We start from the raw sequence: 22,646 nt of genomic DNA on the forward strand, positions 1-22,646 counted from the left end.
CACGGGGCCACGGCACGAGGCCGCCCCACGGCGTGAGGCCGTGCCACGGTGTGCGGCCTTGCCACCGGGCGGGACCGCGCTACGGGGTGAGGCCGCGCACCAGCAGGTCCAGGAGCGCGCAGGCGAAGAGCGCCATCCCGATGAAGCCGTTGACGGTGAAGAAGGCCCGGTTCAGCCGGGACAGGTCGTGCGGCCGCACCACGCGGTGCTCGTAGACGAACGCCAGCGCGACGACCACCATGCCGATCCAGTAGAAGACCTCGGCGTCCGTCGCCAGGCCGAACCAGACCAGCAGCCCGGTCGTCACCACATGGCAGACCCGCGCGCCCCAGAGCGCCGCCGGGATGCCGAAGCGCGCCGGGAAGGAGAGCACCCCGTGCGCCCGGTCCGCGGCCACGTCCTGGCAGGCGAAGATCAGGTCGAAGCCGCCGATCCAGATGCCGACGGCCAGCCCCAGGATCACCGCGTCCCACGACCAGCTGCCGGTCACCGCGAGCCAGGCGCCGATCGGCCCGATGGCCTGCGCCAGCCCCAGGATGGCGTGCGGATAGTTGGTGAACCGCTTGCCGTACGGATAGACCACCATCGGCACCACCGCGACGGGCGCGAGCACCAGGCAGAGCGGGTTGAGCAGCGCGGCGGCGCCCAGGAAGACGGCGAGCGCGACCAGCGCCCCCGTCCACGCCGACTTCACCGACACCGCCCCGGTCACCAGCTCCCGCCCGGCCGTGCGGGGGTTCCGGGCGTCGATCTCCCGGTCGATGATCCGGTTGGCGGCCATCGCGAAGGTCCGCAGCCCCACCATCGCGAGCGTCACCAGCAGCAGGACGCCCCAGTGGATCGTGCCGTCCAGCCGGAACATCGCGGTCAGCGCGGCGATGTAGGCGAAGGGCAGCGCGAAGACCGAGTGCTCGATCATCACGAGCCGCAGGAAGGACTTGACCCTGCTGCCGGCGGGCGTGGAGCCGGAGACCGTCCCGGCCGCTTCTGCCGCGCTGCTCACAGCCCGTACTCCTTCCAGCGGCGGTCCACCTTGGCCGCCGTCTCCGGGTCGGACTCGACCATCTCCGGCCAGCCGCCGTCCCGGGTGTACCCCTCGGTGGGCAGCTTCCGGGTGGCGTCGATGCCCGCCTTGCCGCCCCAGAACTGCTGGTAGGAGGCGTGGTCCAGATGGTCGACCGGGCCCTCGGTGACCATGAGGTCGCGGGCGTAGTCGGTGTTGCCGAGCGCCCGCCAGGCCACCTCGTGCAGATCGTGGACGTCGCAGTCGGCGTCGACGACCACGATCAGCTTGGTCAGCGACATCATGTGCGCGCCCCAGATCGCGCTCATCACCTTCTGGGCGTGCTTCGGGTACTTCTTGTCGATCGAGACGATCGCGCAGTTGTGGAAGCCGCCCGCCTCGGGGAGGTGGTAGTCCACGATGTCCGGCACGATGATCTTCAGCAGCGGCAGGAAGAACCGCTCGGTGGCCCGGCCCAGCGGCCCGTCCTCGGTCGGCGGACGGCCGACCACGATGGACTGGAGCAGCGGGCGCTTGCGCATGGTGACGCAGTCGATGGTCAGTGCGGGGAACGGTTCCTGCGGGGTGTAGAAGCCGGTGTGGTCCCCGAACGGGCCCTCAGGCAGCATCTCGCCCGGCTCCAGCCAGCCCTCCAGGACCACTTCGGCCTGGGCGGGGACCTGGAGCGGCACGGTCTTGCAGTCGACCATCTCGATCCGCTTGCCCTGGACGAACCCGGCGAACAGGTACTCGTCGATGTCCCCGGGCAGCGGGGCGGTGGAGGCGTACGTCACGGCGGGCGGACAGCCGAAGGCGATGGCGACGGGCAGCCGCTCCCCGCGCCGGGCAGCGACCTGGTAGTGGTTGGCGGAGTCCTTGTGGATCTGCCAGTGCATCCCGATCGTGCGCTTGTCGTGGCGCTGGAGGCGGTAGAGGCCCAGGTTCCGCACGCCGTTCTCGGGGTGCTTGGTGTGGGTGAGGCCCAGGTTGAAGAAGGAGCCGCCGTCACCGGGCCAGGTGAAGAGCGCGGGCAGCGCGTCCAGGTCGACCTGGTCGCCCTTCAGCACGACCTCCTGGACGGGCGCGTCGTCGGCCTTCACCTTCTTCGGCGGCACGTGGACCATCGAGCCCAGCTTGCCGAAGGCCTCCCGCACGCCGACGAAGCCCTGCGGCAGCTCCGGCTTGAGCAGCCCGCCGATCTTGTCGCTGATGTCGCCGTAGGACTTCAGCCCGAGCGCCTTGAGCAGCCGCCGGTCGGTGCCGAAGACGTTCATGGCGAGGGGCATCGAGGACCCCTTGACGTTCTCGAAGAGCAGGGCGGGGCCGCCCGCCTTGTTCACCCGGTCGACGATCTCGCCGACCTCCAGGTGGGGGTCGACCTCGGCCTTGACGCGCTTGAGATCACCATCGCGTTCAAGAGCCCGGAGCAGGGAGCGGAGATCCTCGTAAGCCATGCGGTCCAGTTTGTCATCCCCGTCCGCGCCGCCCCGCCGGGGCTCCCCCGCCACCGCACCCCGAAAGTCCGGACGGTTGCCCGGAAAGTGCTGCTCCGGGCCGGGGATCGAAGGTGACGAGCCGGTACCCTGGCCGCGACACCGGGGAAACACCGAGCCCCACCACCACTCACTGGGGGACGCACCATGTTGAGAGCCCTGATGTTCATCGTTCCGCTGGCTCTGACGATCTACGCGTTCATCGACTGCCTGAACACCTCGGAGGAGGACACCAAGCATCTGCCGAAGATCGCCTGGGTCTTCATCATCCTGCTGTTCTGGATCGTCGGCCCGGTCGTCTGGCTCGTCGCGGGCAAGACCCGCCAGAACGCGGCCGGTGGCACGGGCCCGGCGGGATGGCAGCGCAGCCGGCGGCAGCAGTGGGTGGCCCCGGACGACAACCCCGACTTCCTGAACTCGCTGAAGGACCAGGAGCGCGAGGAGCAGGAGCGCCGCGAGGGCGGCAAGGGCCCGGACGACAAGATCCCGCCCGCCTCCTGAGCCGCGAGGCCACCGGCGTACGCAGTGGAGCGCCCCCGGACGGAGAACCGTCCGGGGGCGCTGTGCGTGCGGTCGATGTCCTTCAGGGCTCCTGAAGGCCCCGAAGGACTCAGACCCCGGCGTAGGAGTGCAGGCCGGAGACGAAGATGTTCACGCCGTAGTAGTTGAACAGCCAGCAGGCGAAGGCGATGAGCGCCAGGTAGGCGGCCTTGCGGCCCTTCCACCCGGCGGTGGCGCGGGCGTGCAGATAGGCGGCGTAGGCGACCCAGGTGATGAAGGACCAGACCTCCTTGGGGTCCCAGCCCCAGTAGCGGCCCCAGGCGTCGCCCGCCCAGATCGCGCCCGCGATGATCGTGAACGTCCAGAGCGGGAAGACCGCCGCGTTGATCCGGTACGCGAACTTGTCCAGCGAGGAGGCGGAGGGCAGCCGCTCCATGACGGAGGTGGCGAACTTCCCCGGCGTACCACCGGAGGCGAGCTTGTTCTCGTAGCTGTCGCGGAAGAGGTAGAGGATCGTGCCGACCGCGCCGAGGTAGAAGACGGCACCGCAGAGGATCGCGGTCGAGACGTGGATCCACAGCCAGTACGAGTGGAGCGCGGGCACCAGCTGGTCGCTGTCGGTGTAGAGGACCGTCGTGGCGAGACCGAGGTCCAGCAGGACGGTGGTGACCAGCGGGAGGCCGATCCAGCGGACGTTCTTCTTCAGCGCGAGCAGCACCAGGTAGGAGCCGACCGCCACCGTGGAGAAGGTGATGGAGAACTCGTACATGTTGGCCCAGGGGGCCCGCTGCACCGACAGGGCGCGGGTGAGGACGCCGCCCGCCTCCACGACGAAGGCGATCACGGTCATCGAGACCGCGATCCTCCCCCACATGTCGCCCTTGAACGAGCCGCCCGCGGCCCCCGGCCCGTCGGGCACGTCACGGGTGCCGGAGGCCGCCCGGGTGACGACCTTCGGCCGCTCCAGCACGGTGGTGGACCCGCCCTGGACGACCACCGGGGCCGCGGCGGCCGGGGTGCCGGAGGAGGCGGAGCCGGCCAGCGCGGCGGCCGTGCGGCCGACCTTGCTGCGGCTGCCGAGGACCCACTCCGCGATGTGCGCGAAGAAGGCCAGGGTGTAGACGGCCATGGACGAATAGATCAGCACATTGCTGATCTGCGCCAGGTTCTCGTTGGTTGCGGCGGCGAGATTCACTTCTCAGCCCCTTCGGCAGGTGCTTCAGCAGGGTGTACGGGCCGGCTCCCGGCCTCGTTGGTGGCGTCGTCCTCGTGGGTGGCGGCGGGCCGGTCGGCCGGGGCCGGGGCATCCGGCTCCTCCGCGTTCTCCGGCGTCCCGGGCTTCTCCGGATCACCTGGATTCTCCGGCCCGCCCGGGTTCTCCGGGTTCTCCGGTTTCCCCGGGCTCTCCGGTTTCCCCGGCTTCTCCTGAGCGACCGGCGCCGTGGCCAGCAGGGCGCCGGCGAGGTCGCCCAGCTCCTCGGGGAGCTTCGCGGACTCGCTGCGGCCCAGGCCCGCCATCTCCACGACGGTCACCCCGTCCGCGCCCCGGACCGCCCGCACCCACACCCGGCGGCGCTGGATGAAGAGGGAGGCGGCGAGTCCGGCGATGGCGGCGATGGCGCCGCCGAGCGCGAGGCCGTTGCCCGGCTGCTGCGAGATCTGGAAGCTGGCCCACTCCTCGATGCCCTCGAAGGTGATCGAGCCCTCCCCGTCGGAGAGGTCCAGCCTCTCGCCGGGGCGCAGCATCTTCTTGAGCAGCTCGCCGTTCTCGTCCTTGAACTCCTCCATCTTGGAGGTGTCGAGCTGGTACACGTTCTGCGGCAGCCCGGAGTCCACCCCGAGGGAGCCGTGGTAGGCGCTGAGCGCCAGCACCGGGAACTCCGCGCCGGGGAACTGCGAGAACATCTCGCCCTTGCCGTGGCCCGCGAAGGTGGGCACGAAGAAGGCCTTGAAGCCGAGCTGGGTCTTCTCGCCGTTCTTGTCGCGGTAGCCGTCCATCACCTTGATCGCGCCGGTGGAGGTGATGTTGTTGTCGATCGGCAGCAGCGGGACGGCGTTGCGCGAGACGACCTTGCCCTTGCCGTCCCGGACGGTGACGACCGGGGCGTAGCCGTGGGCGATGAGATAGATCTTGGTGCCGTCCACGACGAGGGGTTCGTTGACGCGGATGACGGCCTTGCGGTCGGGGCCGTCGGCGCCCTCGTTGTACGTCACGCGGGCCTCGAAGGTCCGGGGCGTGCCGCGCTGCGGGCCGCTCTCCTCGTACGTACCGACGAACTTGTCCATGACGAAGCTGAAGGGTGCCAGCGTGTCCGAGTCGTAGAGCGAGCCGGACTTGAAGTCGTCGTACTGGGTGAGCGTGTTGGCGAAGCCGTCGCCCTCGACGACCAGCTTGCCGCCCTCGGACTTGAAGAGCTGCCCGGTGGCGAAGGCCACCAGCATGACGATCAGGGCGACGTGGAAGACCAGGTTCCCGGCCTCGCGGAGGAAGCCCTTCTCCGCAGCGACCGCGTCGCCCACGGTGTGCGCCCGGAACCGCCGCTTCCCCAGCACCCCGAGGGCCGCCTCGCGGACCTGCTCGGGGTCGGCCTCGGTGCGCCACGTGGTGTACGCGGGCAGCCGGATCAGCCGCTTGGGGGCGCCCGGCGGGCGGGAGCGGAGCTGGCCGACGAACTGGCCGGTGCGCGGGACGATGCAGCCGATGAGGGAGACGAACAGCAGGATGTAGATCGCGGAGAACCACACCGAGCTGTAGACGTCGAAGAGCTGGAGCTTCTCGTAGATCGGCGTGAGGGTGGTGTGCTGGTCCTTGAACTCCTGGACCTTGAAGTCGTCGACGCTCGTCTGCGGGATCAGCGAGCCGGGGATGGCGCCGAGGGAGAGCAGGAAGAGCAGGATCAGCGCGACCCGCATCGAGGTGAGCTGGCGCCAGAACCAGCGGATCCAGCCGACCACCCCCATGGCGGGAACGCCCCCGCCGCTCCCGCTGCCGGGCTCGGAGCCCTCCTCGCGGGGTGCGGTGGAGAGCCGTTCACCGGCCGCGCGGTCGGCCCGCCGCTGCGCGCGCTCGTCGGCGCCGGTGTCCGTACGCGTTCCGGCGCCGGTGTCCGTACGCGTTCCGGCACCGGTGTCCTGGCGCGCGGAGGCGTCCGTACGCCCGTCGGCGCCCGTGTCCGTGCTGCTGTTCGCCTTGCTCATGAACTCAGATCCCCACAACGAAGCCGCTGGACCAGCCCTGCATGTGCTGCATCAGCGTGGCCCACACGCCGGTCAGCAGCAGGATGCCGGTCACGATCATCATTCCGCCGCCGATCCGCATGACCCATGCGTAGTGGCGCTTGACCCAGCCGAACGCGCCGAGCGCCTTGCGGAAGGCGACGGCGGCCAGGATGAACGGGACGCCGAGCCCGAGGCAGTACGCGACGGTCAGTATCGCCCCCCGCCCGGCGGTGGCGCTCTCGGCGGAGAGGAACAGCACCGAGGAGAGCGTCGGGCCGATGCACGGCGTCCACCCGATCCCGAACAGGGCCCCGAGCAGCGGCGCGCCCGCCAGTCCCGCCACCGGCTTCTTGTGGAGGCGGAACTCGCGCTGCGTCACCCCCGGCAGGAGCCCCATGAAAAAAATCCCCATGAGGATCATCAGACCGCCGAGCACCTTGTTCAGGACGTCGGCGTGGAGCTGGAGCTCGTTGCCGAAGTAGCCGAAGAGCGCCCCGGTGGAGGCGAAGACGACGGTGAAGCCGAGCACGAAGAGCGCGGCGCCCGCCACCACCCGGCCGCGCCGGGCCTCGGCCAGGTCGGTGCCGCTGACCCCGGTGACGTAACTCAGATAGCCGGGGACCAGCGGCAGGACGCAGGGCGAGAAGAAGGAGACGAGCCCGGCCAGCAGGGCGATGGGCACCGCCAGCAGCAGGGCCCCGCTCACGACGGTGTCGTTGTACGAGGCCAGCGTGACGGGGCTGTCGGGCCCGGCGAGCAGGGTGCTCCCGGGGAGGGCGGCGAGCGGGATCACCGGGTCACTTCTCCGCGATGATCGGGGCGATCATCTTCCGCAGCTGGTCCGCGTCCAGCGACTGGAGCGTGCGGGCCGCGATCTTCCCCTCCCGGTCGACCACCACGGTGGACGGGATGGCCTTCGGGTTCAGGGTGCCCTTGGGGAAGCGGAGCATGAGCTTGCCGATCGGGTCGAAGTAGCTCGGGTAGGTGATCCCGTAGTCCTTCTCGAAGTTCACGGCGGGGTCCCGCTGCGCGTCCCGGGTGTTGATGCCGAGGAACTGCACGCCCTGGTCGGCGGTCTCCTCGGAGACCTGCGCGAAGTACTTGGCCTCCAGCCGGCAGGGGCCGCACCAGGAGCCCCAGACGTTGAGCACCACGACCTTGCCCTTGTAGTCGGCGAGGTCGAGCGGCTTGCCCTCCAGGCTCTCGCCCTGGAGCTTCGGAGCGTCGGGCCGCTCCCCCTTCGGGACCGTGGCGATGCCCCCGGTGCCGGTGATGAAGTTGGTGTTCCCGCCGCCCTGGGCCTTGTTGCCGTCCCCGCACGCGGAGAGGGTCAGGGCACCCGCCACGGCGACGGCGGCGAGCAGGGTGGTGCGGCGTCGGGATGCGCGGCCAAAGCTCATGTGAAAAGTTTCGCATGGCAGTTCCGGGGATCTCTCGCACCCCCCTCGGTGCCCGTAAAGCCCCTTGTCAAGCCTGTTTAAAGAAGGAGTTCCAGCCACCTGCGGGCGACTGTCCGACCTCCAGGGTACGGAGCTTGGCGAGGACGGCGGGATCCTGTACGTCGAGCCAGTCGACGAACTGCCGGAAGGAGACGAGCCGTACGTCCTTCTTACCGGCGGTCTTCTTGATCACTTCTTCCACGGCGTCCATATAGATACCGCCGTTCCACTGTTCGAAGTGGTTGCCGATGAAGAAGGGTGCGCGATTCGTCGTGTAGGCGCGCTCGAATCCGGCGAGATAGGCCCCGGTGGCCTGCTTGCGCCAGCCCGGATAACGCGAGGGCATGCCCTTGGTCGAATTCTTCGACTGGTTGGCGAGGATGTTGTAGTCCATCGAGAGAACCTCGAAGGAATGGCCGGGGAACGGCATGGCCTGGAGCGGCAGGTCCCAGACGCCACCGCGCTTGACGGGCCACATCTGGCGGCCGCCGGGTGAGCTGGCGTCGTAGCGCCACCCGAGTTTGCTCGCGGTGGGCAGGAGATTGTCCTGGCCGAGCAGACAGGGAGTGCGTCCGCCGATCAGCTCCTTTCGGTAGTCGAAGGGGAGCGGGTCCTCGTCCTTCCAGCCGGTGTTGGTCCGCCATTCCGTGACGAAGGACACAGCCTGATCGATCTCGCTCTGCCATTGCGCGGGGGTCCAGCGTTCGACGGAACCCGAACCGCCGCAGAAGTGCCCGTTGAAGTGGGTGCCGATCTCGTGGCCGTCCAGCCAGGCCTGACGTACGTACTTCAGCGTGTCCTTGACATGACCATCGGTGAGATAGCCGATGTCCGAGGCGCCGCGGGGGTTGTTCGGGGGACGGTAGAGGGATTTCTTCGACTCGGGCAGCAGATACAGCCCGGAGAGGAAGAAGGTCATCGCCGCGTCGTGATCCTTGGCCAGTTTCAGAAAGCGCGGGAAGAGGCCGTTGCCGACCTCACCCGCCCCGTCCCAGGAAAAGATCACGAACTGCGGGGGTGTCTGGCCGGGTTCGAGCCGGACGGGGGCATCGGGCTGGTGGGGCTGCTTCCCGGTGTCGGCGGTGGAGCCGTCACCGATCAGGCGGGCCTCGCTCTTCGAAGAACCGTTTCCGCCGCCGGTGCCGCCGTCCCCGGCGTCCCCCTTGCCGGTCTCCCCCTTGCCGGTGTCACCCTTGTCGCCGCCGCCCTGGGCGGAGCCGGAGGAACCGGAGAAGCCACAACCGGCGAGTCCGATCGCCGCCGCCGTGCCGAGCCCCGCGCCGAGCAGTCCCCTTCGATTGATGTCGCGCATGCCGTCCCCATCTGCGGTCGTTTTATCTCAAGGCCATACAAACTGCTGAAGAGTGAGAGGCCTTGGGCAACACGAAGGTTCCGTGCAATTGGGGACTTTCTTTACGCTTTACCTTGCGGCGGGGCACCGCGGGCAGGGGTACGGGGCCGGCGGGCGCCCTCCGGGCAGGCCGGGCCCGGGGGCCGCCCGGAACCCTCAGGGTTACCCGGCCGAGCCGCGGGCCGGACCGCTTCCACCCTGGGACCCTGCCGCGGCCACGTCAAGGGCGGTGCCGGTGCCGATGCCTGGACCGGCCCCCGGACCGGTGCTCGCGCCGGCCCCCGTGCCCACCAGCTCCACCAGGGCGTCGACCAGGAGCCCCCGCCAGCAGGCGTAGTCGTGGCCGCCGTTGTGGACGGTGCGGGTGACCCGGTGCCCCCGGGCCCGGAGCACCGCGCGGAGGGCCTCGGTGTGTTCGGCGAGGGCTCCCTCGTGCAGGCCGACGTCGAAGTGGACGACGGCCCCGCGCACCCCGTCCCGCCCGGACGGGAGTCCGTCGCGCAGCCCGGCGGCGAGCGTGGCCAGCCAGGGGGTGCCGACCGCGTCCGGCGCGACGGTGCCCGGCTCCAGTCCCGGCCGCCACCAGAGCGAGGGCGACTGCGCGACGACCGCGCCGAACCGCTCGGGCCGGGTGAGGCCCGCGTACAGCGCGGTCATCCCGCCGAGCCCCTGCCCGGCCACCACCGTCCGCTCCGGCCGCCCGGTCAGCGGCCACCGGGCACTCGCCCAGGGCACCACCTCGTCGGCCAGGAAGGAGACGTAGCTCTCCCGCCCGCCCAGCTCCAGTCGGCGCGTGGCGGTGCCGACCGCGTCCGGGGCGAGGACCGCCAGCGGCGGAAGGACCCCGTCCGCGATCAGCGCGTCCACCGTGTCCCGGAGGCCGAGCCGCCCGAACCACATGTCGCCGTCGCAGAGCACCAGCAGGGGCAGCCGGTGGCCGTCCCGCTCCCCGGGCCCGCGCGCCGGCCGGTACGGGACGGCGTCCGGCGGCAGGTAGACCCAGACGTCCCGCTCGGCCCCCAGGACACCGGCCGCGAGGGTGTGCCGCTCGACCGTGCCGCGCGGGATGACGGCGAGCGGGACACCGGAGCGCCGACCGCCGGAAGGCAGGCTGCCGGGAGGCGGCACATCGGAACTCGGGGCACCTGACCCCGGGCCATCGGCATGCGGGCTGCCGGTCCAGGGCTGGGGTGGGGCGGCGGGCAGGGCGAAGACCGAGTCCTCCGCATCGCGCCAACGAGCCGGTACCCGGTCCCGGTTGAGCGGGTCGGCGCCCGCGTGGGCCCGCAGGGCCAGCAGCCGCCGCTGGAGCAGGGCGGGATCGACGGGGACGGCCCCGGCGGAGATGTCGGCCACCATCCGGTAGGAGCCGCGGTGGTCGGCGCGGAGCCGGTGGCCCAGATACCAGATGTCGGTGCCCGGCAGGTGGTGCAGCAGCGAGTCCGCGAGCCGGTCGCGGTCAGTGATGCCCCGGGCCAGCAGCAGGACCCGGCGGGTGGCGCGGTGGCCGCGCCAGAGGAAGGTGACGGCCCGGTGGCCGGGCGCGTCGTCCAGCTCCTCCACGAGTGGGGTGCCGCTCCGGGCGGCCTCGGCCCAGAAGGCCTCGGTGAGGGCGTCCCGGGCGGCGGCGTCCCGGGCGCTCTGGAGCTGCCGGGCGAGCCGGGCCACGCGGGGGCCGGTGACAGGGCGGGGGGTGGCGTCCAGACCGGTCAGATCCGGGAGGCCGGTGGGGCCGAACAGGTCGACGGAATCGGTGAGGTCGGTGGAATCGGTGAGATCGGTGGCGCTCGCCGGGGCCATGGGGTCTGCGGGATGTGCCGGAGGCGCGGGGTCTGCGGGATGTCCCGCAGTTACGGGGGTGGTGAGGCCCGCCGGGTCACCCGGAGCCGTACGGCCTTCGAGGGGCGGACAGTCACTCATCGGCGTGCCGCCTCACCGGCCCGGAGCGCGGTGCCGGTCTCTGGTCGGGGGCGTTGGCCGGGGCAGTACGCGTCATTGCTCCACCGCTCTCGTCACAGCGAACTTAGCTTAGGCTAACCTAATCTAACGCACCGCCATGTGGGGCCTGCCATGGAGGAGAAACGGGAACGGGACCGACCGCGGTGGCGGTCGGTCCCGTATGTTCACGGCACGCGCGTCCCGTATGGTCACCGCACCCGCGTCCCGTCTGATCACGGCACCCGCGTACGGCGGCCGGCGGCCTACGCGCCGAAGGCCTTCGACTTCCCCTTCACCGGCTTGGCCCCCGCCAGCAGATGCGCGGGCACCAGGTCCCGGGCGGGCTCCGAGTAGCCGACGGAGACGATCGTGTCGCCCCGGTAGGTGAAGCTGGTCAGCGAGGCCAGCGTGCACTGCCGCTTGCGCGGGTCGTGCCAGAGCCGGCGGCGCTCCACGAAGGAGCGGACGATCCAGATCGGCAGCTGGTGGCTGACGCAGACCGCCTCATGGCCGCGCGCCGCGTCCTTGGCCGCGTCCAGCGCGCCCATCATGCGGACGACCTGCTCGATGTACGGCTCGCCCCAGGACGGCCGGAACGGGTTGGTGAGGTGCTTCCAGTTGTCCGGCTTGCGCAGCGCCCCGTCACCGACGCCGAAGGTCTTGCCCTCGAAGACGTTGGCGGCCTCGATGAGCCGGGGGTCGGTGGCCAGGTCCAGGCCGTGCGACTTGGCGACGGGCGCGGCCGTCTCCTGGGCGCGCTCCAGCGGGGAGGCGACGACATGGGTGATGTCGCGCTTCTCCAGGTGGTCCGCGACCCGGTCGGCCATCTGCCGGCCCAGCTCGGAGAGGTGGTAGCCGGGGCGGCGCCCGTACAGCACGCCGTCCGGGTTGTGCACCTCGCCGTGGCGCATCAGGTGCACCACGGTCAGCTGCTCGTCGCGGCCCGCGTTCCCGTTGCTTCCGTTGCTCATGCGGTGGCCTCCGATGCGGCGCGGGCGGCGGCGGGCAGGGCGGCGGCGACGCGCTCGACCGCCCGCTCGTCGTGGGCGGTGGAGACGAACCAGGACTCGAAGGCCGAGGGCGGCAGATAGACGCCCTGCTCCAGCATCGCGTGGAAGAAGGCGGTGAAGCGGAAGGCCTCCTGCCGCTTGGCGTCCTCGTAGTTCCGCACCGGCTGGTCGGTGAAGAAGACGGAGAACATGTTGCTCGCCGAGGAGACGGTGTGCGCGACGCCTTCCTTGGTGAGCGCGTCGCCCACCAGGGTGCGCAGCTCGGCGGAGACCGCGTCGATCTTCGCGTACGCGGCGTCGTCCAGCAGCCGCAGCTGGGCCAGCCCGGCGGCGGTGGCGACCGGGTTCCCGGAGAGGGTGCCCGCCTGGTAGACCGGGCCGGCCGGGGCGAGGTGCGCCATCACGTCGGCACGGCCCCCGAAGGCCGCGGCGGGGAAGCCGCCGCCCATGACCTTGCCGAAGGTCATCAGGTCGGGGCGGACGCCGTCGACGCCGTACCAGCCGGCCTTCGACGTACGGAAACCCGTCATGACCTCGTCGGAGATGTACAGGGCGCCGTCGGCCGCGCACAGCTCCTTGAGCCCGGCGTTGAAGCCGTCGGCGGGCGGGACGACGCCCATGTTGCCGGGCGAGGCCTCGGTGATCACACAGGCGATCTCGCCGGGGTGTGCGGCGAAGGCCGCGCGCACGGCGTCCAGGTCGTTGTACGGCAGCACGACGGTGTCCCCGGCCGTGGCGCCGGTGACGCCCGGGGTGTCGGGCAGCCCGAAGGTGGCGAGGCCGGAGCCGGCGGCGGCGAGCAGGGCGTCCACGTGGCCGTGGTAGCAGCCGGCGAACTTCACGACCTTGGCCCGGCCGGTGAAGCCGCGGGCCAGCCGGATCGCGGACATCGTCGCCTCGGTGCCGGAGGAGACCAGCCGCACCTGTTCGACGGGCTCGATCCGCGCCACGATCTCCTCGGCGAGCGCGACCTCGCCCTCACCCGGCGTACCGAAGGAGGTGCCGCGGGCGACCGCTTCCTGGACGGCGGCGATGACCTCCGGGTGAGAGTGGCCGAGAATCATCGGCCCCCAGGAGCAGACGAGGTCGACGTACTCCCGCCCGTCGGCATCGGTGAGGTACGGACCGGTGCCGGACACCATGAACCGGGGCGTACCGCCCACGGCCCGGAAGGCACGCACGGGTGAGTTCACGCCGCCGGGCGTCACGACGGACGCCCGGTCGAACAGCGACTGCGAAACTGGGGCTTCGTATGAATACGCCACTTTGGTCCTGATCTGCGGTTCGGGTATCGGGAGGCCGGGCCGGAGAATCCAAGGTAGTCCCGGCCACCGGTGAGCAGGGAGCGCGCTCCCCTCGTATCACGGAAGAGCGTCGGCCCCCTCACGTCTGCGAAACTGGGGCGACACAGGGAAAGCTCACACATGCCATGGTGTCAGAGGCACGGACGGTCTTGCGGACAGGTGTTTCACCGCACGCCCGCGGGGGAGGTCACTGACACGATGATCGGGTTGCGCGGCGGGGGCTGTGCCTCCTAAGAAGTAGTCGGGTGGATGAGATATGCATCGCGGTGGCGGAGTGGGCGAAGGGACCGACGACCTGGGGCCCGAGCCTGCCCGGCGAGGGCGGCACCGGCGCAGGGCCGAGCGGGCCCAGAGCAGGGGCGCGGAGAGCACACCGCCCCCCGGGACCAGGAGCGGGGGCGGGATGGGGGTGACCTACAAGTACTTCGGTGCCCCGGACGGGGCCACCGCCGCACGCGTACCCATCTCGATGCGCCCGGAGGAGCTGGGCGGCGACGAGCTGGGCATGGGCGGCATGTTCACCAAGATCAAGCCGGAGACGGTGGCCGCCATGGTCCTCACCGGCATCCAGGGCATACCCCTGCACAAGGTCCCCCCGCTGGAGCTGGTCGTCCTCCACCCCGACTACGCGGTGGTCAAGCTCCCCATGACCGTGGTCGACCCGCTGCGCGGCGTCGGCGAGGAGTCGGTCGGCGCGGCGGCCTTCATCTGGTCCACGGTCCCCGACCGCGGCGGCCCGCGCGACGCGTTCAACGTCTACCAGCTGCTCCACGAGTGGCAGGACTTCTCCCACCGCCTGCACGACGCGGGACATCAGGCGTACTGCCTGGTCTGGCCCTGACGAAGAGCACCGGACCGGCGGCGCGGCGAGTCCCGTGATCCGGCGGCGCGGCGGGTCCCGTTGGAGCGTGCCCCGGCGGCTCGCACAGCCGGGCGGCGCGGACGGAGCCCGTGGCCCCCGCGGCCCGATGGGTCCCCGCGAGTCGGCGGTCCAGCGGTTCGCCGGCCGACGGCCCCGCGCCCCCGTGGCTCCTGCGGCTGGGTGGCCCGGTGGCTCCCCGCCGGCCCGCCCCCTCACCCCGCGTCCGACCCCGCCCCCTCACCCCGCGTCCGGCCGCCACCCCGGGTCGCGGCCCGTCAGCCCCAGCAGTCGGTCGAAGGCCGTGGCGTCGGCGCCCACCGGGACCGGCTCGCCGAACACCTTCATCTCCCGGCCCTGCGGGGCCAGCGCGGCCAGCCCCGGGCCCACCTCCCCGACGACCTCGGGGGCGGGCACGAAGTCGGTGCCGGTCGCCCGCGCCAGGTCCCACGGGTGCACGGTCAGATCGCCCAGCACCATCAGCCCCACCGTCCGGGCCGGCATCCCCATCTGCCCCGTCGTGCCCTCCTCGGCGCCGGGCGCGTCCCACGCGGCCACCAGACGGGCGGTCTCCTCCTCGAACCGGGCCCGCCAGTCGCCGTCCGCCACGAAATCCGGCTCCTGGCCGAAATCCGCCTCCTCGCGGGCGGCGAGCGCCTGGAAGTTCACGACCACCAGGAACAGGTGGTTCAGCAGCGCCCGTACGTCGTATTCGGCGCAGGGCGTACGGTTCGCCAGCTGCGCGTCGTCGATGCCGCGCACCACGGGCAGCGCCCGGGCCGCGGCGGCTTCCAGCAGTTCACTGATCTTCTGGGTCATGGATCCCACGCTCCCCCTCCGGACCGCCCGCGTCTTGAAGAAACGCGACAGGCCGGCCGGAGCACCGCCCTCTAGGATCAGCACCATGGCCACCGGACCGGGCCCCGGCCCCGAACACGGCCCCGGACCGCGTCGGGACACCCGGGGCATCGTGGACGCCCCGGACCTGTTCACGCACGTACGCTTCCGCCGCCGCGAACCCGCCCCCGCGCTGCGCCCGTACCTGGAGCACTACTGGCTCATCGACTGGCGGCTCGACCAGCCGTACGCCGCCCATGTCGTCCCGCACCCGTCGGTCAACCTCGTCGCGCAGCGGTACGAGGCCGGGGAGGCGGACCGGGAACGGGCCGGGTACGCCGAGGTGGCGGGCATCGCCCTCGGGCTCTTCACCCGGAAGCTGGCCGGGCGCGGCCGGGTCTGCGGGGTGCAGTTCCGGCCAGGAGGCTTCCGCCCGTTCGCGCCGGAGCACGCACTGAGCGAGCTGACGGGGCGCCGGGTCGACGCCGCCGAGGTGCTCCGTACCCCGCCGGACCTCCACGCGGTCCTGGACCCGGACGACGAGGACGCCCGGGTCGCCGCGCTGGACGCCTGCCTGCTCGCCCTGGAACCCCGCCCGGACCCGCAGGCCGCGCTGGCGATGGAGCTGGTCGACCGGGTGCGCACGGACCGCTCGGTGCGCCGGACCGGGCAGCTCGCCCGGGACGCGGGCCTCTCCCCCCGGACGCTGCAACGGCTCTTCGCCGCGTACGTCGGGGTGGGCCCCAAGTGGGTCATCCTCCGCTACCGGATCCACGAGGCGCTGGAGCGGGCGGAGTCGGACCCGGCCGTGGACTGGGCGCGGCTGGCCGCCGATCTCGGCTACAGCGACCAGGCCCACCTGGTGCGGGACTTCACCGCGACGGTGGGCGTCCCCCCGACGGCGTTCGCCCCGCCACCGCCTCCGTAGGCGCCCCAATTCCCTGGCAGTCCGCCGCTCCCCGGTGGCATCCTGGCCGGGTGAACGGACCCGAGATCACCCTCGAAGTAGCCCCTGAGCTGCGGCTCTTCGTCCCCCATGAGCGTCGCGCGGGCCGCACGCCGCTCACCACCGACGGCGCCTCCACCCTCGGCCATGTCATCGAGTCCCTCGGCATCCCGCTCACCGAGGCCGGCACGCTCCTGGTGGACGGCGCCCCGGCGGACCGCTCGCACATCCCGGGACCGGGCGAGCACGTCGACGTCACCGCGGTCGAGCGCCCCCAGGGGGTCCCCGGCGCCCCGCTCCGCTTCCTCCTGGACGTCCATCTCGGCACGCTGGCCCGCCGGTTGCGGCTGCTGGGCCTGGACACGGCGTACGAGAGCGAGGACATCGGGGACCCCGCGCTCGCCGCCCTCTCCGCGCGGGAGCGGCGCGTCCTGCTCTCCCGGGACCGCGGGCTGCTGCGCCGGCGGGAGATCTGGGCGGGGGCGTACGTCTACAGCGACCGCCCCCAGGAGCAGCTGCGGGACGTCCTCGGCCGCTTCGCCCCGGCCCTCGCCCCGTGGACCCGCTGCACGGCCTGCAACGGCACGCTGGCCCGGGCCGACAAGGACGCGGTGAGCGATCTGCTGGAACACGGCACGCAACAGGCGTACGACGTGTTCGCCCAGTGCACGGCGTGCGACCGGGTGTACTGGCGGGGCGCACACCACGGCCATCTGGAGGCGATCGTCGCGGAGGCGGTACGGGAGTTCGGCGGCGCGGCGGCGCAGACGTAGGACGGTGCGGCGGGTGCGGCTGGGCGGCTGTCAGTCCAGGGCAGGGCGGGGGTACGCCTGCGGGTCGGCCGGCCCAGGGCGCGGCGGAGGTGCGCCTGGCCGCCGGTCAGCCCAGGACGTGGCGGAGGTACGCCTGCGGGTCGGCCAGATAGCGGCGCCAGTGGTCGACGAGTTCCAGGTCCGCCCACCGCACCCGCTCCATCCCGTCCTCTCCCACCTGCACGATGTCCGCGCCCGGCAGCGCGGTCAGCAGCGGTGAGTGGGTGGCGCACACCACCTGGCCGCCCGCCTTCACCAACTGGTCGATGTGTCCCAGGAGTTCGAGGCAGGAGGCAAAGGAGAGCGCGGCCTCCGGCTCGTCCATGACGTACAGCCCCGGCACCACGAACTTCTCCCGGAAGGCGGCGAGGAACCCCTCGCCGTGGCTGCGGGTGTCCGGTGCCAGGCTCTCCCGCTCCAGCGCGTCGAGGGCGGTCTCCGCCCGGAGGAAGAACCCCTTGCGCGCGGACCGGCTGTAGGCCATGCGCCGGCCCCGGGGCGCGGCGTCGAAGCGGACGCGTTCGCCGAGGAGGGACTTGCCCCGCGAGGTCGCGTACTTCCAGTCGGCCGAGCCGCCGTAGCTGTCCAGCCCGAACCCCTCCGCCAGCGCCTCCACCAGCGTGGACTTTCCGGAACCGTTCTCCCCGACGAGAAAGGTCACCGGGGCCTCGAACCGCAGCCCCTCGCCGAGGAACTGCCGTACACACGGCACCGACCAGGGCCACTCCCCCGGATCGGGGGAATCCACATGGGCATACGCGCGTTCGACGATCACCGCACCATGATCACCGGTTCAGAAGGCGTACGCATCTCCCGTGGCGGGCGCGAGCACCTCGTGCGCGTCGTTCGTGCGGTCGGCGTCCCGCACCCCGCCGTTCCAGACGGTGTCGAGCCGTACGACGACCTCGTCGTGGCCGCCCGCCAGCCGCAGGTCGAGCGCGGTCTGCCGGGCCCCGCCACGGGACCGCAGCGCGCCGGTCTCGCAGAGCACGGTGGCCCGGCCGCTCCGGAGGCAGCCGTGCGGCAGTTCCTGGCGCACGGCCAGCGGCTCGGAGAAGCGCAGCCGTACGGTCGAGGCGGCGACGTCGGAGGGGCCCAGGTTCTCGCTCCGGATGCGGATCGCGACGTGATCGCCCCCGACGGAGACGTACCCGTGGTGGGTGAGATCCGCCGCGGGAGCCGGAGCGGGAGCGGCGGGTACGGCGTCCACCGATCCGGCAGCCGGAGCGACGTCCCCGACCGGCACGGCTTCCGCGGCCGGGGCAACAGGGGCACCCGGGGCGACAGGGGCACCCGGGGCCGCACGGCCGGCCGGGGCCTCGCGGCGGGTCTCGGGTGAGGCGGCGGCCTCGGGCACGGCGGCCGCCACCAGTACGGTCATCGTCGCCGCCATCGCCGCGGCGGCGGACAACGGCATCAGCAGTCCTCTACGCGTCAGTCCCATGGCCGGAAGATACCGACAAGGGCGATTAACCCTATTAAAAGACGAGTCCGACGCGCTCTCCCCCACCCGCACAGCCCACGGCGGAGCCCCCGCCCCGGTGCGGCCCGCCCCGCCCCGCCCACTCCGCCCCGCTCCGTCCGCTCCGTGGAGGCGGGGCAGACCGGGCGGGCAACGGCTGCCTATCCTTTTCCCGTTACCGATCAACTGCCCGAGGAGATCGCCATGACCGCCACCCCCATCGCCGTCGTCACCGGCGCGAGCAGCGGCATCGGCGCCGCGACCGCCCGCACGCTGGCCGCGGCCGGCTTCCGGGTCGTCCTCACCGCGCGCCGCAAGGACCGCATCGAGGCGCTCGCCGCCGAAATCGTCGAGGCCGGCCACGAGGCGACGGCCTATACCCTCGACGTCACCGACCGCGCGGCCGTCGACGAGTTCGCCACCGCCTTCCGCTCGCTGGCCCTCCTCGTCAACAACGCGGGCGGCGCACTGGGCGCGGACCCGGTGGCGACCGGCGACCCGGACGACTGGCGCCGGATGTACGAGACCAACGTCATCGGCACCCTCAACGTCACCCAGGCCCTGCTCCCCGCCCTGACCGCGAGCGGCGACGGCACCGTCGTGATCCTCTCCTCCACCGCCGCACTCTCCTCCTACGAGGGCGGCGGCGGCTACGTGGCCGCCAAGCACGGCGAACACGTCCTGGCCGAGACCCTGCGCCTGGAGATCGTCGGCACCCCGGTCCGCGTGATCGAGGTGGCCCCCGGCATGGTCAAGACCGAGGAGTTCGCCACCACCCGCTTCCGCGGCGACACCGAGAAGGCCGCCAAGGTCTACGCGGGCGTGGACGCCCCCCTCACCGCCGAGGACGTGGCCGACACGATCGGCTGGGCCGTCACCCGCCCCAGCCACGTCAACATCGACCTCCTGGTGGTCCGCCCCCGCGCCCAGGCCTCCAACTCGAAGGTCCACCGCGTGCTCTGAGGCGTCCCGCCCCTGCCACGCAACCCTGTCGGCCACTCGTACGGGTGATCAGCGTCGATCACCCGCCCGGTCGCCGAAACCGCTGCCTAGGGTCGTTCGCAACGAACGCAGAGCAGCCCCCGGCCAGGATTCCCGTCCCGGCCGAGGGCCTCACCACCAAGGAAGTAGGGCTTCCCCGTGGCTGGACACGACCCTAACGCGCCCGCGCTCTTCGACATCGGCGCTCTCGCACCCGCCCCACCCCCACCATCCGCGTCAGCAGGCTCACCGACGCCGCGCCCTGTCCCGGCCTTCATGGATCTCGAAGATCCGCGTTACGCCTACATGTTCGGCTTCCTCCAGGCCGACGGGCATCTCGCGTCAGGCACCGGGCACAAAGGCCGTCTCTCCGTCGAGATCAACGTGCGGGACATCGCCATCCTCCGCGAGTTCCAGCAGCTGACTCCGTACAACAGCAGCATCACCGAGCGCGTACGGTCCACGAATTTCGCGGAGCGGCACCACTCCGCCGTCTGGACTCTCTGCGATCGGGAGGCCAGGGCAAAGGTCAACGATCTGGGGCTCCCCTACGGCCGGAAGTCGAAGAGGATCACCCCACCTCGGGTGGAGTTCTCCCGCCGCGACTATCTGCGCGGAATCGTCGACGCGGACGGATCCATCGGCTACACGGGACAGGGGCTGCCGTTCGTCTCGCTGACCACCGCGAGCGCCGCCGTCGGCGCCTACCTCTGCCGGTACGCCAAAGCGGTCACGGGAACCGCACGCCGGATCGGGCGCAACACCCGCGACGGGGTCTACAACGTCGTCTACGCGAAGGAGGCGGCGGTCCAGCTGGCCGCGCACCTCTACTACCCGGACTGCCTCTCCCTCGCCCGCAAGAGCACGGCGGCCGCGTCCCTGGCCTCCTGAGAGCGTCCCGCGACCATGCGTGTCCGTCCGCCGGGCCGCCGCTGGAAGCCATGGGAGGACCGCACTCTGCTGAATTCGGAGGACACCAACGCGGCAGCCGCCGAGCTGGGCCGCAGTGAGGCCTCCTGTTCGGTACGTCTCTGGCGGCTCAGGACCGGACAGGTCCGGCGCCCCGAGGACCTGCCGCCCAGCCCGTAGACGCCCTGGAGGACGGTGAGGGAACCGCCCTGTAGACGCCTGGAAGGGCGGTGAGGGGCCCGCCGCCCCACGACGACGGGCCCCTCACCGCAGCGCCTCAGTAGCTCACCCCTTGATGCAGATGACCTGCTTGAGCTTCGCGACCACCTCGACCAGGTCGCGCTGCTGCTCCATGACCTGCTCGATCGGCTTGTACGCGGCCGGGATCTCGTCCAGGACGCCGGAGTCCTTGCGGCACTCCACGCCCCGCGTCTGCTCCTCCAGGTCCCGCACGGTGAAGCGGCGCTTGGCCGCGTTCCGGCTCATCCGGCGACCGGCTCCGTGGGAGGCCGAGTTGAACGCCTTCTCGTTGCCGAGACCCTTGACGATGTACGAGCTGGTGCCCATCGAGCCGGGGATGATGCCGTACTCACCGGAGCCCGCGCGGATCGCTCCCTTACGGGTGACCAGCAGGTCGGCGCCGTCGTACCGCTCCTCAGCCACGTAGTTGTGGTGGCAGGAGATCTCCTGCTCGAAGACCGGCTTCGCCTTCTTGAACTCCCTGCGGACCACGTCCTTGAAGAGCGCCATCATGATCGCGCGGTTGTACTTGGCGTACTCCTGAGCCCAGTACAGATCGTTCCGGTAGTCGGCCATCTGCGGAGTGTCCGAGATGAACACCGCCAGGTCCCGGTCGATGACGCCCTGGTTGTGCGGCAGCTTCTGCGCGATCCCGATGTGGTGCTCGGCCAGTTCCTTGCCGATGTTCCGGGAACCGGAGTGCAGCATCAGCCACACGCTCCCGTCACTGTCGAGACAGAACTCGATCATGTGGTTGCCCGATCCGAGCGTTCCCATCTGCTTCGTGGCACGTTCCTGACGGAACCTGACCGCTTCCGCGATCCCGTCGAACCGCCCCCAGAAGTCGTCCCACCCCGCCGTCGGGAACCCGTGCAGCCGTCCCGGGTCCACGGTCTCGTCGTGCATCCCGCGGCCCACCGGAATGGCCTGCTCGATCTTGGAGCGCAGCCGTGACAGGTCGCCGGGAAGATCGTTCGCCGTCAGGGACGTCCTGACCGCGGACATCCCGCAGCCGATGTCGACCCCGACCGCGGCCGGGCAGACCGCGCCCTGCATCGCGATCACCGAACCGACCGTGGCCCCCTTGCCGAAGTGGACGTCCGGCATGACGGCGAGACCCTTGATCCACGGCAGCGTGGAGACGTTCCTCAGCTGCTGCATCGCCACGTCCTCGACGGACGCCGGATCGGTCCACATCCGGATGGGGACCTTCGCCCCCGGCACCTCTACGTACGACATAGCTCCTCGATTCCCCCGCGATTCCCCCGAAAAGACTGAAAGCGCAAAACCGGTGCCAAGGTCGGCAAACAAGTCGGCCGACCGGCATTCACAGCGGCGCGTGCGATACACATTGTGTCCATCGGCCGCCTCTCGGCGGCAACACGTTTTTCCGTACCGAAGGGAGCCTGGGACGGTGCGACACATGGCCTACGTACCCGGCGTCGCACTCCTCGCGGCGCTCGCGGTCGGCTGCAGTGCCGGCTCCGGCGGCGGCGCGAGCGACGCCGACAGCAAGCCGGGCAACCCCGCCGTGACCACCGCACCCCCGGGCAAGTACCGCACCCTGCCCGCACCCTGCCGGGCCGTGCCGGACGCCACGCTCAAGGACCTGCTGCCGGGCATCGCCCAGCTCTCCCGGCAGCAGCAGGAGAAGGCGTTGCGGGGGGCGGCGACCATCACGTACGACACCGACCGCAAGGTCGGCTGCAGCTGGAAGTCCACCGCGCCGGACTCCTCCCGCAACCTGACGATCGACTTCGAGCGCGTCGTGTCGTACGACCCCGCCGTCAGCGACGAGGACCGCGCCCGCGCCCTGTACGTGAAGAAGGAGAACGCGGCCGAACTGCCGGGGACGGGCGGCGGCACCCCGGAGAAGGGCAAGGGCGCGACGGCGAGCGCGGGAGGAGGGGAGAAGGGGACACCGAAGCCCGGTGACGACCAGGACGCGACGGACCCCTCCGCCTCTTCGTCTTCCTCCTCCTCTTCCGCCCCGCCCTCCCCGTCCACCTCCACCTCCGGCGCCCCGGGCCCCTCCGGCAGCGGTGACGAGGACCTGCGGCCGCGAGTGCTCGACGGACTCGGAGATGCCGCATTTCTGGACGATCTCCTCACTCGGGCAGGTTCCACCGCACAGCACCGCACGGTGAGCGTGGTATTCCGCACATCGAACGTGCTCGTGACGGTCCGGTACGGGGAGCAGCCGGCCCTCGTCACCAAGGTGCCCGACAGCAGGGAACTGCAGGAAAAGGCCCGGTCACTGGCCCGGAAGCTGGCCGAGGCGATCAGCGGGTAGAGCCGCTCCGCGGAGCCGGAGGCCCTCGGTGACCGGGGCGCCGGGAAAC

20 protein-coding genes and 1 pseudogene are annotated in these 22,646 nt (G+C 71.4%); 7 read left to right on the forward strand and 14 right to left on the reverse strand.

The window, feature by feature from the left end; all coding sequences use genetic code 11:
- Nucleotides 1-79: 79 nt before the first annotated feature.
- Together mqnP and ACQ9ZG_RS13655 are read right to left on the reverse strand one after the other, a co-directional pair.
- On the reverse strand, nt 80-1,003 hold the full coding sequence (mqnP, locus tag ACQ9ZG_RS13650; protein WP_109916386.1) for a menaquinone biosynthesis prenyltransferase MqnP: 924 nt from the start codon (nt 1,001-1,003) through the stop codon (nt 80-82).
- Nucleotides 1,000-2,457, reverse strand: coding sequence for a menaquinone biosynthesis decarboxylase (locus ACQ9ZG_RS13655; RefSeq protein WP_028417388.1), 1,458 nt, complete (start codon nt 2,455-2,457; stop codon nt 1,000-1,002). The genes mqnP and ACQ9ZG_RS13655 overlap by 4 nt, the downstream gene beginning before the upstream one ends.
- Before the next feature lie 201 nt (nt 2,458-2,658).
- Here ACQ9ZG_RS13655 and ACQ9ZG_RS13660 point away from each other — a divergent pair, with 201 nt between their 5' ends.
- The gene (locus ACQ9ZG_RS13660) at nt 2,659-2,997 is read left to right on the forward strand and encodes a PLD nuclease N-terminal domain-containing protein (protein ID WP_109916385.1); all 339 of its coding nucleotides are present in this window, start codon (nt 2,659-2,661) and stop codon (nt 2,995-2,997) included.
- A 109-nt stretch (nt 2,998-3,106) separates the two neighbouring features.
- Here the strand turns inward: ACQ9ZG_RS13660 and ccsB are convergent, their stop codons facing one another.
- The 8 genes from ccsB to hemL form a co-directional block, all read right to left on the reverse strand.
- Nucleotides 3,107-4,192: a c-type cytochrome biogenesis protein CcsB gene (ccsB, locus tag ACQ9ZG_RS13665; RefSeq protein WP_109916384.1), complete on the reverse strand. Its 1,086-nt coding sequence runs from the start codon at nt 4,190-4,192 to the stop codon at nt 3,107-3,109.
- On the reverse strand, nt 4,189-6,195 hold the full coding sequence (gene resB, locus ACQ9ZG_RS13670) for a cytochrome c biogenesis protein ResB (protein WP_109916383.1): 2,007 nt from the start codon (nt 6,193-6,195) through the stop codon (nt 4,189-4,191). Before resB ends, ccsB begins: the two co-directional genes overlap by 4 nt.
- Nucleotides 6,196-6,199: 4 nt before the next feature.
- The gene (locus tag ACQ9ZG_RS13675; RefSeq protein ID WP_078562579.1) at nt 6,200-7,009 is read right to left on the reverse strand and encodes a cytochrome c biogenesis CcdA family protein; all 810 of its coding nucleotides are present in this window, start codon (nt 7,007-7,009) and stop codon (nt 6,200-6,202) included.
- 4 nt (nt 7,010-7,013) lie between these two features.
- A complete protein-coding gene (locus ACQ9ZG_RS13680; RefSeq protein WP_109916382.1) occupies nt 7,014-7,616 on the reverse strand; it encodes a TlpA family protein disulfide reductase in 603 nt (200 codons plus the stop codon).
- 67 nt (nt 7,617-7,683) lie between these two features.
- Nucleotides 7,684-8,967, reverse strand: a complete 1,284-nt coding sequence (locus tag ACQ9ZG_RS13685; RefSeq protein WP_109916381.1) for a polysaccharide deacetylase family protein — start codon at nt 8,965-8,967, stop codon at nt 7,684-7,686.
- A gap of 201 nt (nt 8,968-9,168) precedes the next feature.
- Nucleotides 9,169-10,806, reverse strand: coding sequence for an enterochelin esterase (gene fes, locus ACQ9ZG_RS13690; protein WP_499280584.1), 1,638 nt, complete (start codon nt 10,804-10,806; stop codon nt 9,169-9,171).
- 401 nt (nt 10,807-11,207) lie between these two features.
- A complete protein-coding gene (locus ACQ9ZG_RS13695) occupies nt 11,208-11,915 on the reverse strand; it encodes a histidine phosphatase family protein (protein ID WP_028417381.1) in 708 nt (235 codons plus the stop codon).
- Nucleotides 11,912-13,183 carry a glutamate-1-semialdehyde 2,1-aminomutase gene (gene hemL / locus ACQ9ZG_RS13700; protein ID WP_109916539.1) on the reverse strand — a complete coding sequence of 424 codons (1,272 nt, stop codon included), beginning with the start codon at nt 13,181-13,183 and terminating at the stop codon, nt 11,912-11,914. Before hemL ends, ACQ9ZG_RS13695 begins: the two co-directional genes overlap by 4 nt.
- Before the next feature lie 331 nt (nt 13,184-13,514).
- On the opposite strand from hemL, the gene ACQ9ZG_RS13705 reads away from it, so the two are divergent.
- Nucleotides 13,515-14,099 (forward strand): hypothetical protein, encoded by a 585-nt coding sequence (locus ACQ9ZG_RS13705; RefSeq protein WP_073780093.1) that lies wholly within the window; start codon nt 13,515-13,517, stop codon nt 14,097-14,099.
- A 258-nt stretch (nt 14,100-14,357) separates the two neighbouring features.
- Here ACQ9ZG_RS13705 and ACQ9ZG_RS13710 read toward each other — a convergent pair whose 3' ends face one another.
- A complete protein-coding gene (locus tag ACQ9ZG_RS13710; RefSeq protein ID WP_084994472.1) occupies nt 14,358-14,936 on the reverse strand; it encodes a TIGR03086 family metal-binding protein in 579 nt (192 codons plus the stop codon).
- An 85-nt stretch (nt 14,937-15,021) separates the two neighbouring features.
- On the opposite strand from ACQ9ZG_RS13710, the gene ACQ9ZG_RS13715 reads away from it, so the two are divergent.
- Together ACQ9ZG_RS13715 and ACQ9ZG_RS13720 are read left to right on the forward strand one after the other, a co-directional pair.
- Entirely contained in the window at nt 15,022-15,882 is an 861-nt protein-coding gene (locus tag ACQ9ZG_RS13715) for an AraC family transcriptional regulator (protein ID WP_109916944.1), read from the forward strand.
- Nucleotides 15,883-15,932: 50 nt separating this feature from the next.
- A complete protein-coding gene (locus tag ACQ9ZG_RS13720; protein ID WP_109916943.1) occupies nt 15,933-16,673 on the forward strand; it encodes a Mut7-C RNAse domain-containing protein in 741 nt (246 codons plus the stop codon).
- Nucleotides 16,674-16,779: 106 nt separating this feature from the next.
- Here the strand turns inward: ACQ9ZG_RS13720 and ACQ9ZG_RS13725 are convergent, their stop codons facing one another.
- Together ACQ9ZG_RS13725 and ACQ9ZG_RS13730 are read right to left on the reverse strand one after the other, a co-directional pair.
- On the reverse strand, nt 16,780-17,487 hold the full coding sequence (locus tag ACQ9ZG_RS13725) for an AAA family ATPase (protein WP_028417377.1): 708 nt from the start codon (nt 17,485-17,487) through the stop codon (nt 16,780-16,782).
- Nucleotides 17,488-17,505: 18 nt separating this feature from the next.
- Nucleotides 17,506-18,129 (reverse strand): hypothetical protein, encoded by a 624-nt coding sequence (locus ACQ9ZG_RS13730; RefSeq protein WP_499281599.1) that lies wholly within the window; start codon nt 18,127-18,129, stop codon nt 17,506-17,508.
- Nucleotides 18,130-18,378: 249 nt separating this feature from the next.
- Here ACQ9ZG_RS13730 and ACQ9ZG_RS13735 point away from each other — a divergent pair, with 249 nt between their 5' ends.
- On the forward strand, nt 18,379-19,137 hold the full coding sequence (locus ACQ9ZG_RS13735; protein WP_109916274.1) for an SDR family NAD(P)-dependent oxidoreductase: 759 nt from the start codon (nt 18,379-18,381) through the stop codon (nt 19,135-19,137).
- 177 nt (nt 19,138-19,314) lie between these two features.
- Nucleotides 19,315-20,244: pseudogene (locus tag ACQ9ZG_RS13740) on the forward strand (hypothetical protein).
- A gap of 105 nt (nt 20,245-20,349) precedes the next feature.
- Here ACQ9ZG_RS13740 and ACQ9ZG_RS13745 read toward each other — a convergent pair.
- A complete protein-coding gene (locus tag ACQ9ZG_RS13745) occupies nt 20,350-21,543 on the reverse strand; it encodes an RtcB family protein (protein WP_109916273.1) in 1,194 nt (397 codons plus the stop codon).
- Nucleotides 21,544-21,727: 184 nt separating this feature from the next.
- Between ACQ9ZG_RS13745 and ACQ9ZG_RS13750 the strand changes: the two genes are divergently transcribed.
- On the forward strand, nt 21,728-22,597 hold the full coding sequence (locus ACQ9ZG_RS13750) for a hypothetical protein (protein WP_109916272.1): 870 nt from the start codon (nt 21,728-21,730) through the stop codon (nt 22,595-22,597).
- Nucleotides 22,598-22,646: the final 49 nt, after the last annotated feature.

It is taken from the genome of Streptomyces araujoniae, assembly GCF_050871195.1.
In the GTDB taxonomy this organism is placed as follows: Bacteria; Actinomycetota; Actinomycetes; order Streptomycetales; family Streptomycetaceae; genus Streptomyces; species Streptomyces bacillaris.